Source organism: Brevibacillus fortis (assembly GCF_003013395.1).
In the GTDB taxonomy this organism is placed as follows: Bacteria; Bacillota; Bacilli; order Brevibacillales; family Brevibacillaceae; genus Brevibacillus; species Brevibacillus fortis.
Genome location: NZ_PXZM01000022.1, coordinates 41,830 through 54,519 on the forward strand (window position 1 = coordinate 41,830; position 12,690 = coordinate 54,519).

10 protein-coding genes and 1 other RNA gene are annotated in these 12,690 nt (G+C 49.0%); 2 read left to right on the plus strand and 9 right to left on the minus strand.

Annotation, left to right across the window (positions count from 1 at the left end):
• Positions 1–55: 55 nt before the first annotated feature.
• From ssrS to C7R93_RS30320, 5 genes are all read right to left on the minus strand, one after another.
• Positions 56–237, minus strand: a non-coding RNA gene (gene ssrS, locus C7R93_RS13610) — 6S RNA.
• A gap of 50 nt (positions 238–287) precedes the next feature.
• A complete protein-coding gene (aspS, locus tag C7R93_RS13615) occupies positions 288–2,078 on the minus strand; it encodes an aspartate--tRNA ligase (protein WP_106839320.1) in 1,791 nt (596 codons plus the stop codon).
• A gap of 24 nt (positions 2,079–2,102) precedes the next feature.
• The gene (gene hisS, locus C7R93_RS13620) at positions 2,103–3,377 is read right to left on the minus strand and encodes a histidine--tRNA ligase (protein WP_106839321.1); all 1,275 of its coding nucleotides are present in this window, start codon (positions 3,375–3,377) and stop codon (positions 2,103–2,105) included.
• A gap of 488 nt (positions 3,378–3,865) precedes the next feature.
• The gene (locus C7R93_RS13625) at positions 3,866–5,389 is read right to left on the minus strand and encodes a coproporphyrinogen III oxidase (RefSeq protein WP_106839418.1); all 1,524 of its coding nucleotides are present in this window, start codon (positions 5,387–5,389) and stop codon (positions 3,866–3,868) included.
• A 116-nt stretch (positions 5,390–5,505) separates the two neighbouring features.
• Positions 5,506–5,676 (minus strand): hypothetical protein, encoded by a 171-nt coding sequence (locus C7R93_RS30320; RefSeq protein WP_167402471.1) that lies wholly within the window; start codon positions 5,674–5,676, stop codon positions 5,506–5,508.
• Positions 5,677–5,877: 201 nt separating this feature from the next.
• On the opposite strand from C7R93_RS30320, the gene C7R93_RS13630 reads away from it, so the two are divergent.
• Positions 5,878–7,737, plus strand: a complete 1,860-nt coding sequence (locus tag C7R93_RS13630) for an N-acetylmuramoyl-L-alanine amidase family protein (protein ID WP_244191540.1) — start codon at positions 5,878–5,880, stop codon at positions 7,735–7,737.
• Positions 7,738–7,976: 239 nt separating this feature from the next.
• On the plus strand, positions 7,977–8,471 hold the full coding sequence (locus tag C7R93_RS13635) for a DinB family protein (protein WP_106839419.1): 495 nt from the start codon (positions 7,977–7,979) through the stop codon (positions 8,469–8,471).
• Between the two features lie 73 nt (positions 8,472–8,544).
• On the opposite strand, the gene C7R93_RS13640 is transcribed toward C7R93_RS13635, so the two are convergent.
• The 4 genes from C7R93_RS13640 to C7R93_RS13655 form a co-directional block, all read right to left on the minus strand.
• The gene (locus tag C7R93_RS13640) at positions 8,545–9,096 is read right to left on the minus strand and encodes a short-chain dehydrogenase (protein ID WP_106839323.1); all 552 of its coding nucleotides are present in this window, start codon (positions 9,094–9,096) and stop codon (positions 8,545–8,547) included.
• A 26-nt stretch (positions 9,097–9,122) separates the two neighbouring features.
• On the minus strand, positions 9,123–9,560 hold the full coding sequence (gene dtd, locus C7R93_RS13645) for a D-aminoacyl-tRNA deacylase (RefSeq protein ID WP_106839324.1): 438 nt from the start codon (positions 9,558–9,560) through the stop codon (positions 9,123–9,125).
• 51 nt (positions 9,561–9,611) lie between these two features.
• Complete coding sequence (locus C7R93_RS13650) at positions 9,612–11,783, minus strand: RelA/SpoT family protein (protein ID WP_106839325.1); 2,172 nt, start codon at positions 11,781–11,783, stop codon at positions 9,612–9,614.
• Positions 11,784–12,166: 383 nt separating this feature from the next.
• Complete coding sequence (locus C7R93_RS13655) at positions 12,167–12,679, minus strand: adenine phosphoribosyltransferase (protein WP_017247577.1); 513 nt, start codon at positions 12,677–12,679, stop codon at positions 12,167–12,169.
• Positions 12,680–12,690: the final 11 nt, after the last annotated feature.

The window sequence follows — 12,690 nt, forward strand, 5'->3', positions numbered from 1 at the left end:
GGTTGTTTAACACTTACTTATAGTCAATCGGAAAAGTAGGATTGAAGGAGAAAAAAGGAGCCCCATTATGCCGTGTTGCTCCTTAGTTTTGAACCTGCTAATCGCAGGTGGGTGTCTTGCCGAACTGTTACAGACGTCCACTCTAAGGAGGCATGCCTTTACAATCACGGACGAAAAACTCCCTAAACAAACTTTGTGGCTCAAAACTATCGGATGTCACGGGCATCGCAGGGCTTTCATCATAGTATTACCAATGTATCAAAGAGCAATGCAGTTGCGCAAGTCGATTACGCTTCTACCTTTTCTTCTTCTGTGACAATTGTTGCAATGGACAGCTCTTTCAACTGTTTTACGTCTACTACATCTGGAGCGTTCACCATCAGGTCGCTCGCACTTGCTGTTTTCGGGAATGCAATGACTTCACGCAGGTTGGTGCGGCCAGCCAAGAGCATGATCAGACGGTCCAAGCCAAGTGCGATTCCACCGTGTGGAGGTGTACCGTACTCGAATGCATCCATGAGGAAGCCGAATTGTTTACGTGCCTCTTCGGGTGAGAAGCCAAGTGCGGTAAACATTTTTTCTTGCACATCGCGCTTGAAGATCCGCATGGAACCTCCGCCGAGCTCGTATCCGTTGAGAACCATGTCGTACGCTTGTGCGCGCATTTGACCTGGATCGGTGTCGAACAGGTGCAGGTCTTCGTCTTTTGGACGAGTAAACGGATGGTGCAATGCTACATAACGTTTTGCATCCTCATCCCACTCAACCAGCGGGAAGTCTACTACCCAGAGGAATGCGAACTTGCTTTGGTCAATCAGACCAAGTTCAGCACCCAGCTTGGAACGAAGCGCACCCAGTGCATCTGCTACTACTTTTGGTTTGTCAGCAACGAACAGGAGCAAGTCGCCTTCTTCTACCGCCAAGCGTGCTTTCATCTCGTTGATTTCTTCTTCTTTAAAGAACTTCGCAATGGGTCCTTTGATTTCGCCGTCTTTGAAGCCGATCCAAGCCAAGCCTTTCGCGCCATAACGGGAAGCGAATTTGCCCAGGTCGTCTGCTTCTTTGCGGGAGTAGTGTCCGCAACCTTTTGCGTTGATCGCTTTTACCTGTCCGCCGCCAGCTACTGCTGCCGCAAACACTTTAAAGTCACTTGTCGCAACCAGATCAGATACGTCTGTCAGTTCCATGCCGAAGCGTACGTCTGGTTTGTCAGAACCGTAACGAGCCATTGCATCCGCATACGTGAGACGAGGGAATGGAGTCGGTACATCTACGCCAACCGTTTGCTTGAATACGTGAGCAACCATCTTTTCCATCATCGGCAGGATCTCTTCCATAGACAGGAAAGAGGTCTCAATGTCGATTTGGGTAAATTCAGGCTGACGGTCAGCACGCAGGTCTTCGTCACGGAAGCAACGAGCGATTTGGTAGTAGCGCTCCAAACCGGATACCATCAAAAGCTGTTTGAACAACTGTGGTGATTGTGGCAATGCGTAGAACTCGCCTGGATGTACACGGGAAGGCACGAGGTAGTCACGTGCGCCCTCAGGAGTGCTCTTCTGGAGAATAGGTGTTTCGATTTCCAGGAAGTTGTTCTCATCCAGGTAGTCACGGAAAGCTTTCGCTGCTTTGCTGCGCAAAATCAGGGAGCGCTGCATTTCCGGACGGCGCAAGTCGAGATAACGGTATTTCAGACGAACTTGCTCATCCACTTCAATCTCGTCTTCGATCAGGAACGGAGGCGTTTTTGCATCGTTCAGGATTTCGATTTCGGAGATATGCACTTCTACTTCGCCGGTTTTCAGCTTCGGATTGATTGCTTCTGGTGCACGGTTTACAACTTTCCCTTTTACAACCAGTACGTATTCGCTACGCACTTTGTCAGCCGCTTCCCAAGCTTCTTTGTTGTACTCTGGGTTGAATACGATTTGGACGATGCCAGTGCGGTCACGGAAGTCGATGAAGATTACGCCTCCGAGGTCGCGACGCTTTTGTACCCATCCGTTCAGTACGACTTCTTGCCCTACGTGTGCTGTTGTTACTTCTCCACCATGTACGGTGCGATATTGCCAAGACATGATCATTTCCCCCAACGATTTGTATTATTGATTTACTTTTGCAGCGAGTACCGAAACGAGTTCCTCGCGTTTCACTTCTTGTTGCTCGCCTGTAGCCATTTCCTTTAGAACAACCGTGCCATTCGCCAATTCAGACTCACCGATGATCGCGGTGAAGCGAGCCTGTAGACGGTCTGCTTGCTTGAGCTGTGCTTTCATTTTCCGATCCAGATAATCCAGCTCAGCGGCGATTCCTGCTTGGCGCAATTGATCAACCAGCACGAATGCAGTTGTTTTCGCTTCTGGTGTCTGTACCACTACGAAGCAGTCGATGCCACCCGAGATCGGCAGTTGAACACCTTGCTTTTCCAGAGCCAGCAGCAGACGCTCAATACTGAGTGCGAAGCCGATGCCCGGCATATCGTCGCCGCCCAACTCTGCCACAAGTCCGTTGTAGCGCCCACCGCCACATAGTGTTTCTACCGCACCGATCTCCGCCATTTTGATTTCAAATGCAGTAAGCGTGTAGTAGTCCAAGCCACGAACCAGACGCGGATTCACATGAAACGGAATATCCAGGGCAGTCAAGTAGTTTTGTACAGCTTCGAAATGTGCCGCGGATTCTTCACTCAAGTAGTCCAAAATGGACGGAGCACCCATCGTCAGTGTTTTGCATTTTTCATTTTTGCAATCGAGCACGCGCAGCGGGTTGCGATCGATACGAGATTGGCAATCCTCGCACAGCTCGGAGCGAACGCCGTTCAAATGTGCGAGCAAATGCTCACGGTGACGCGCCCGGTCTTCTACCGTACCTACGCTGTTCAATTCTACAGAAAGTCCTGTCAAGCCGAGCTCCTGATACAGACGAATCGCAAGGCCAATGACTTCTGCATCGATCGCTGGATCGCTTGAACCGATCGCTTCTGCACCGAATTGAACGAATTGGCGATAGCGGCCTGCTTGCGGACGCTCGTGGCGGAACATCGGTCCCAGATAGTACAGCTTGGTAGGCTGATTAGGCACACCGTACAGCTTGTTTTCCACGTAGGAGCGAACAACACCCGCTGTCCCTTCCGGACGCAGCGTGAGAGCATCCGTACTGCGCGGATTGGCTACACTGTACATTTCTTTTTCCACGATATCCGTGGTCTCGCCTACACCTCGTTGGAACAACTCTGTGCTCTCAAACAGCGGCGTACGAATTTCCGCGTAATTGGAGCGGCGACACAGATCGCGGGCCTTGGCCTCCACGTAGTGCCACAGCTCTACAGTACCAGGCATGATATCCTGTGTACCGCGTGGGATCTGGATTCTTGTCATTCCTCTCGAACCTCCATGTCTTTTCAAAAACTCGGGCTAAAGCCAAACCTCCAGGATCAAGGAACTTATTTATCGTCAAATAAAAAAGCCCCTCGCCTCCTGACATTTAGCAATTCGCCGCATGTCAGGGACGAGAGACTGGTTATACTCCCGTGGTGCCACCCTGTTTGAATAGCCCTACATCACAAAAGGCTATCCCACTTATTAGCCGTTAACGCCGGCACACGCCTGCCAGTTACTGGGGAAAGAGATTTCTTTCAGCCGTTCACTGCGGTCTTCAGGGATGTCATTCACCAAGCCGTTATATGAAAGCACTCTCAGCCACGGCGCTTCCTCTCTGGTTATCCGGTTCCTGGATACTTGTTCCCGTCATCAGATCATTGTCTATTCAATAAAAAAGCTTAATGTGAATCATAGCAAACCCGCCAACAGCCGTCAACAGGCGCTCGAATAAAACTTTTTTTATTAAGGATCAGTATATCCATCCCTTACTTGCCAGATACCTGTCCAGCCGTTCTCGCACCTGAATAGATCTCATCCAAATCACGGAGTTTGTTTTCGACCAAGATCTTGTACGTGTCATTGTACGTTTTCGGGTCCTTCGGATTCGGAAAGCGCGTCAGCTTGCCGCTTCCTGGAGCCATCAGCTTGGATACCGCTCCGCAACCAAGACCAAGGATGGTTTGCACCTCTTCCATGATCATGATGTTGTAGATGCTCTCCTGCCCTGGCTTGGCATATCCGACATTCTCCAGATTTCCCAAAATATTTTTTTGACGATACAAGTAGTATGGGTCATAGCCATTTGCTGCTGTCCACTCGGAGGCCATCTCCATCATCTTGCTGATCTCATCCCGGCTGGCGACCTTGTAACGATCTTTGTTCTGCGTCATTTCAGATGCTCTTTTGAACGACAGCGTATGAACCGTCAGAGAGGCAGGCATCAGCTTTTCTACCTCTTGCAAGCTATGCGCCAACTCGGCTACTCCTTCGTTTGGCAAGCCGATGATCAAGTCCATATTAATGTTAGTCAAGCCCATCTCCATTGCCAGATGGTATTTCTCAATCGTCTCTTCGACGGTGTGATGACGTCCGATTGCCTGAAGCGTCTCCTGCGTGAACGACTGTGGATTAATGCTGATCCGATCCACTTCCCACTGCTTCATAACATCGAGCTTTTCACGTGTGATCGTGTCGGGTCTTCCCGCCTCAACCGTCAATTCACGCACATCTCCCATGTGTGGGAACGAACGATGCATCGTCTCAAACAGCTGGTTCATGTCATCTGCGGTGATACTCGTAGGGGTTCCGCCACCGAAATAAATGGACGTAATCCGCTGGTCATTCGCGCGAAGCCACTCCCCCATCCGCTCCATCTCGTAATGGAGACCTTCGAGAAACGGATTTACCGAAGCCGTATGACTGCGAATTGCATAAGCAGGAAACGTACAGTACGCACACTTCGTCGGACAAAACGGGATGCCGATATACACAGACAGCTCGCGGTCAATCTGGTACAGATCAGGCACAACGTAGAGCTGCTTGTCTACGATTTCTTGCAAAAGCTTTAGCTTATATGGGCGCAAAATAACATCCTGCTGCAATCTCTTGTGTGCTTCCTGCCTGTCTACACCAGCGGCGTTCAATTGATGCAGCAGTTTCGTCGGACGTATGCCTGTCAAAATACCCCAGCCTTGCTCCATGCCCGTGTATTCTTCCAGCATCAATAACAGCGCATAGCAAAGAGCTTGCTTGGCCGTCTTTTTCATCGCTTTTTCATCACGTGCGGCGTAGTCTTTGTCCACCTGATGAGAGATGCTTCGTTTGCCATCGAATAACTCTCCCGAAGCGACTACTCCATTTTCATGCACGGTCAATACCAGCTTGATTTTTAAATCAGCCTCACCTGTCCACTCGGGTACAAAGGCGAGCGCTGGATCTTCATAAAATAACGCGAGAATTAAGGAGAGTTCCCGCTCGAATGCGTGTCCCTCACATACGATCTGTATCACGGAGTTCACCTGCTTTTTCAAAAATGCCACTCCTCATCATAGCCGACGAGAATTACTCGGGTCAACTAGACAAGTTGTGGCATCCGTGCAAGGTCACTTGCGGTGTGCAAAAACGGTTATGTCCGTTTTTGCCGAGGATGTTGGATATCCCGCAAGCCTGGATGAAAATCTTGGGCCATTTCCACATTTTGCAGTGACGTTTCTTTTTCTAGATCGTCTTGAAAATCGACAGAGAAAAACTGCCGATTCAATCCTTGCGCGAATGTTTCCTTCTTTGACTGCCTCACGATGAATTCCTCCTGAAAAGCTATATGCGCTAGCATCTAGTAAAATCTAGTATTGCCTTGCCTGCTGAAAAGCAATCAGGGAACTCATGCAGAACTTTGTCGTTTTTTGCAGGAAAAAGCAGGAGAAATAGCGAACTGATTGTTTTGGTAAAAACATGCAAGATCGTAATGAAGTCAAAAAGCTACTTATTGTCGGAAAGGATGTCTATCGTGTTTGTTCGTCAAAAGTTCCTGAGGAGTCTCCTGACTGTCATCTGTGCCATTTCCCTCCCCGTTTCTGCAGCTTGGGCCGCCGGTTCTGTTCAGGTCACCGTGGACAAGCTCAATGTCCGTTCAGGTCCCAGCCTCCAAGACGCTATTGTCAGCACACTGCCGAACAATACTGTGCTGCCCGTCATCTCCACCAAAAATGACTGGATTCAGGTAAAGCTTCCAAACGGCCAAAGTGGTTGGGTAGCGAACTGGCTCGTCAGCACACAGCAACAGCAACAGAAACCAGCAACTGTATCTGCCAAGCAAGTGGAGAGCACCACAACGAATCTCAATGTTCGTTCTGGACCCGGACAGACATACGCAGTCGTTCAAACTATCAATCCAGGTACGCGCTACCCTATCGTGCAAAAAAGTGGCGAGTGGTTCCAAATTCAACTAAATGCAGGAACAAAAGGCTGGGTCGCAAACTGGCTTGTAAAAGAAGTAGGTGCGGGACAAGCAGTTTCTCCTCCCTCTACAGGCAGCACACCCCCAACGACAAATCCTGCGGGCACAGGCTCACAACAGCCGAAGCCTCCGGCTGTACAAGGAGCCAGCATGACCTTGGATTTCGCTCCGTACGTATACGCCACGCCAGATGCCAGTACACCTGCTATCGGTCAACTACATGCAGGCGAGAAAATCACGGTCTTGAACAGACAAAATGGTTGGATTCAATTCCCTTACGATGGAGTCAATGCTTGGCTCTCCACTGACCAAACCAACCCGGACACAGGTCAACCGACTCTGCCCGAAAATGGAAATGGAAATGGAAATGGAAGCACGCAACCTCCGCCTGGGCAACCATCTTCTTCAAGTCAAACCGCTACAGTAAAAACGGACGGATTGAATCTGCGCAGTGAACCGAACACAACCAGTGCTATTCAGGCTACACTTCCAGTCGGAAGCAAGCTGACTGTTTTGGAGAGTCGGGGAGACTGGTACCGCATCAACACGGCTGCCGGAAAAACTGGCTGGGTTGCAGGCTGGCACATTACAGTGAATCAACCAAACATACCTACCCCGAGTGGCCCATACGTGACGATCATGAATCCAGATACCAATGTTCGTTCTGGTCCCAGTACCGATCACAATGTTATCAAACAAGTACAGCCTGGCGAGAAATACGGGATTGCCAATAAAACAGGCGAATGGTTCCAAGTAAACTTCCCTGACGGCTCCACAGGCTATATCGCAGGCTGGCTCGTATCTGCTAATGGTGCGTCGGCTGTGGTACGCAGTAATGATCTTGTCGGCAAAGTCATCGTCGTCGATGCTGGTCATGGTGGTACAGATGGTGGTTCGACCGGCTCCAGCTTCTCTACATTAGAGAAAACGGTCAATCTGCAAGTATCTCTGCTCCTGCGCAACAAGCTGGAAGCGGCGGGTGCCAAGGTCATCATGACACGGGCTGACGATCGCAAGCTGACCCTGCAACAGCGCGTCGACATTGCGATTCAAAATAAGGCAGATATTTTTGTCAGCGTCCATCACAATACGCATCCAAACTCAGCAACGAATGGCTCGATTATTTTCTACTACAGCCAAGGTAACTCTAGCAAGCTCGCCTCCCTGGTTCAAACGGAACTGGTGAAAGCGACGAGCTACAAGGATATGAATTATCGTTACGGAAACTATTTCGTTCTACGCGAAAACCCGGTGCCATCCATTTTGGCCGAGATCTCCTTCTTATCCAACTACAACGATGAGATTCGCGCACGTTCCGAGAAACAGCAGGATCTTGCCGCAGATGGTCTATTCAAAGGGATTGTCCAGTACTTTAATACACAAAGCAATCAGGGAGGCTGATCCCTCTCTTACAAAAACCCCCATGCGAAAGAAGCTGCTCAAGCACTTTCCTATGGGGGTTTCTTTTATCGCTCATCCGATCGCATCAAGGCAAGGTAGGCAGGAATTCCAAAAGGATTTGCGAATATCATAAGGCATCGAAAGGAGTGATGACGGATGAAAAACAATCACAACAGGAGCAATCGCACGGTATGGACGCAGGTGATCACAAGTTAACCTTTGAAAATGGAGTGATTTCTATTAAAACCATGTTTGAGTACAATTGGATGGTTCGTGAAGAATGGCTAAAATGGTGTGAGGATGTTCCGATGGAAGAATTGCTTCGTCCTCGCATCGGGGGTGTCGGGGGGATTTTACACACACTGTTCCATGTCATTGATGTAGAGTGGAGCTGGATTCAAGTCATGCTGGGAAAGCCGGATTTTCAAGAAAGCTTTGACCTACACAACCGATTGGAAAAGGTCCGAGAGCTGGAGGCGACTTTTCGCCCGGATGTGCATCAATTTTTGCGCAATTGGGATGAAAGTATGGAAACAAGACCCTTTCAGGATACGAAACCTGACGGCAGCATCGTTACGTACACATGGGGCGAAATTACGCGGCACATGATCGCTCATGAAATCCATCATGTCGGACAGCTATCGATCTGGGCACGAGAGATCGGGAAAAAGCCGATTTCTGCAAACTTGATCGGCAAAAATCTGATCCTCCCTTCAACCTATTACACGCACTGACCCGATTCAGTACTGAAACGACAAAAACGATTGCCAAATGCAATCGTTTTTGTTTTTGACTTCGCCATCCGTATTAATATGCTGGGCGTTTTTCCCACGGTTCGAGCTGACCGACGATTATCTGCCGTTCATTTGTTTGCAAAGCGTCAATCACCCCAGCAGCAATTTCATCATTCGTCAGCCAGCGTGAATACTCACCTGCACATGTAAACCCGAGAATGACCCGTCGATACAGACAGACTTCTGATGTCGGTTCTGTCGGCGGATTTTTCCAAGCACCGCTCCCACACACATGCAGCAATTGCCAGCGTTTCCTTGGACGCGACAGTTGTTCTACGATCACAGGAAGTGCATGCGGCGCGGTCGAATGAATCCAAGCGACAACCACATCCATTGGCCCTCTCTTCTCTACGAGATCGGCCATAGCCTGACGCAAGCTGTCTGTCTGGTGGTAGTCTTGTGTCAGCAAATGAATCGACTCTGGATGGATGGAACCGTCTCTGATACGACTTAATTTGACTGGATCACGACCAAGCACGGTTACTTGATAACCTTGGCGAGCCAACCATCGGGAGACCTCTGTCAGCATGCCACTCGCACCTATTACCAATGCTTCTTGGGCCATGTTTTCATCCCCCTTGATGGTTATGTTTACGATTCCACAATCAGTGTGACAGGGCCATCATTTAACAGACGTACGTCCATCATCGCGCCAAAGCGTCCTGTTTCCACCTGGAGCCCTTTTTCACGCAGCTTGGCGTTAAACAGCTCGTACAGCGGTTCAGCCTGCTCTGGGCGTGAGGCAGCCATGAAGTTCGGTCTCCTACCCTTCCTGCAATCGCCATACAACGTAAATTGTGATACGGACAAAATTTGACCTCCCTTATCTAATACGGAGAAGTTCATTTTGCCTTCCTCGTCTTCAAAAATTCGCAAGTTCGCAATTTTGTCTGCGACAAATTCTACTTCTTTTTCTGTGTCTTCATGCGTAATTCCTACCAGCAGCATTAAGCCGTGATCAATTTGTCCGACGACCTCTCCTGCTACGGTAACGCTCGCTTCTCTCGTTCTTTGTACGACAACCCTCACACTGACTCATCCTTCCTGTTAGGTAAACAAGAACACCCAACCCACGAGGGATCAGGTGCTCAATATCCGGCGAACCGAATAAATATCTTTGATGCGCTTAATGCGCTCTACTACTTTCAACAGATGATCCACATTGCTAATCGAGATGGTCATATGAATCGTTGCCACTCGATTTTTATCGGACTTTCCACTGACTGCCGCAATGTTCGTCTTCGTCTCAGCGACAACCTGCAATACATCGTTTAACAGTCCGCTTCGATCATTGCCCGTGATCTCGATCTCTACATGGAAATTATGTTTGAAATCGGTATCCCATTCGACATCAATCAGGCGCTCTGTACATTCGTCTGTTAGGACGTTCGGACAATCCAGTCGATGCACCGATACCCCGCGGCCTCTTGTAATGAAACCGATAATCTGGTCACCAGGGACAGGTGTACAGCAACGAGAAATACGGACGAGCAAATTATCCAAGCCACGGACTTTGACACCGGACTCACTTTTCGCAGAACGATTTGCAGGATTCGGTTTAACCTCCGGAATCGTTGGGTTTTGCTCTTCGCGCTCCCGACGAAGTTTGTCTAAGAGGCGAGTCGTAATTTGCGAAGCCGTAATGCCGCCATAGCCGACTGCGGCAAACATGTCTTCTGCCCCTTGGAAATTAAACCGGGCTGCCGCTTCCTTCAAGTTCGCTTCCGTCATCGCTTCCTTCACATCAAAGCTGCGCGACTTGATCTCTGCTTCCACCATCTGCTGACCTTTGGCGACGTTCTCTTCCCGCTTCTCTTTTTTAAACCACTGTTTAATTTTATTGCGAGCATGCGCCGATTTGGCCATCTTTAGCCAGTCCTGACTAGGACCGTAGGAATGCTTCGAGGTCAGGATTTCGACGATATCGCCTGTTTTCATCGCATAGTCGAGCGGTACGATCTTGCCGTTTACCTTGGCGCCAATCGTTCTGTTTCCTACGGCAGAGTGAATCCGGTAGGAGAAGTCCAGCGGTACAGAACCTTTTGGCAGCTCGACTACATCGCCTTTTGGCGTGAAGACGAAAACCGTATCGGAGAACAGATCCTGCTTGAGACTCTCCATGAACTCTTGCGCGTTCGGAGCTTCTTCCGATCCACCTTCGATAATCTCACGCAAACTGCCCAGCTTTTCAGCAAACGAGCCTTGCACGATGCTTTTGCCTTCCTTGTACGCCCAGTGAGCCGCGATCCCGATCTCTGCTGTCTGATGCATATCCCACGTGCGGATTTGCACTTCCAATGGCTCACCTTTTGGACCAATCACTGTGGTATGAAGAGATTGGTACATATTCGTCTTTGGCATGGCAATGTAATCTTTGAATCTGCCTGGCATCGGCTTCCACAAGGTGTGTACAATACCGAGAACCGCATAACAATCGCGAATGTCATTCACGATGATTCGTAACGCAAGCAGGTCATAAATCTCATTGAACTGCTTGTTTTGCCTCGTCATCTTTTTAAAGATGCTGTAGATATGCTTCGGACGTCCCGAAATTTCTGCCTCAATGTTTAACTCGCCCAGCTTTTCCCGGATCGTATCCGATGCTTCATTCAGGTAGGCTTCGCGCTCCACCCGTTTCTTTTGCATCAAATTCACAATTCGATAATACTGTTGCGGGTTCAAATAACGAAGAGCCGTATCTTCCAGTTCCCATTTGACGGAAGCAATCCCCAAGCGATGGGCAAGTGGCGCAAAGATTTCCAGTGTCTCATCAGAAATCTCGCGTTGCTTCTCCTCGGACATGTGACGAAGTGTCCTCATGTTGTGCAGACGGTCTGCCAGCTTGATCATGATGACGCGGATGTCCTGTGCCATGGCAACCAGCATCTTGCGGTGGTTTTCGGCGAGTTGCTCTTCCTTGGACTTGTATTTAATTTTTTCCAGCTTGGTCACTCCATCTACCAGGAGAGCTACATCCGGTCCGAACTGCTCACGGAGATGATCAAGCGTAATCTCGGTATCTTCCACGACATCATGCAAAAATCCAGCCGCAATTGTAACGGCATCCATGTGCAAGTTTGCGAGAATACCCGCAACGGCGATGGGGTGCATAATGTAAGGAACGCCTGATTTGCGTATTTGCCCTTCATGCGCTTTTTCGGCAAGCTGATAGGCACGTGTAATCAGGTCCAAATCCGATTGTGATAAATAGGTGCTTGCTTTTTTTACTACCTCATCAATGCCGGTAATCATAGTTCCCTTCCCTTATCCTCTCAGTAAAATAACCTCGATCGAGGCCTTCTCACGGAGGAGCGACCGCGTTATAGCGGAAAGTTTCACCGAAGTATTGCCGGAAGCAGACGCTGAGGCACTTCGTGATGCGCTCCGGAAAGTTTAAGCCTGGACGCATTTCGCACTGTGAAGCACTTGAACTTTCCTATACGTCTAGAAAACTTGGTCTTTGCCAAGCAAATTGGCGCAGGCGAAGGCTTACTTGCACGTATCATGTCTGTCTATTTCATACTATTATCTTGTATGTCGTTCGTCTTGTAAAGCTGATTTCCCCTGTAAAGTATGTACAGCCGAAGAAAAAAGAAAAAAACGGGCATTTCACCCGTTTTTCCTTGTTGTATCAATTAATATTGAACAAGCGATTTGATAGGAATTTCACCTATTTTGCTACGTCCATCCAAATAGGACAGTTCGATGAAGAAGGCAGCTCCTACTACTTTACCACCAAGTTGCTCAATCAAATTGATTGTTGTCTCAATGGTTCCACCTGTCGCCAGCAAATCATCTGCAATCAGAACACGCTGACCTGGTTGGATAGCATCTACGTGTACGGCAAGTGCATCTTTACCATACTCCAGATCGTAATCCGCCTTGATCGATTCATATGGCAGTTTGCCAGACTTGCGGATCGGAACAAAGCCAATTCCCATTTCATAAGACAATGGAGCACCTACTACGAATCCACGTGCTTCTGGACCCGCAATCACGTCTGCTTGTACTTCACGAGCGAAAACAGCCAAGTCTTGAATAGCAGCTTTGTAAGCAGGGCCATCCTTCAACAAAGTGGTGATGTCCTTGAAGCGAATACCTGGTTGTGGGAAATCTGGGATAACACGAATGTATTGTTTAAAATCCATGAAAAATTCCT

Bases quoted from the DNA above. Each gene is read 5' to 3' on its own strand.
- aspS (WP_106839320.1), bottom strand. From the start codon at position 2,078: ATGTCTTGGCAATATCGCACCGTACATGGTGGAGAAGTAACAACAGCA.
- hisS (WP_106839321.1), bottom strand. From the start codon at position 3,377: ATGACAAGAATCCAGATCCCACGCGGTACACAGGATATCATGCCTGGT.
- C7R93_RS13630 (WP_244191540.1), top strand. From the start codon at position 5,878: ATGTCTATCGTGTTTGTTCGTCAAAAGTTCCTGAGGAGTCTCCTGACT.
- C7R93_RS13640 (WP_106839323.1), bottom strand. From the start codon at position 9,096: ATGGCCCAAGAAGCATTGGTAATAGGTGCGAGTGGCATGCTGACAGAG.
- C7R93_RS13650 (WP_106839325.1), bottom strand. From the start codon at position 11,783: ATGATTACCGGCATTGATGAGGTAGTAAAAAAAGCAAGCACCTATTTA.
- C7R93_RS13655 (WP_017247577.1), bottom strand. From the start codon at position 12,679: ATGGATTTTAAACAATACATTCGTGTTATCCCAGATTTCCCACAACCA.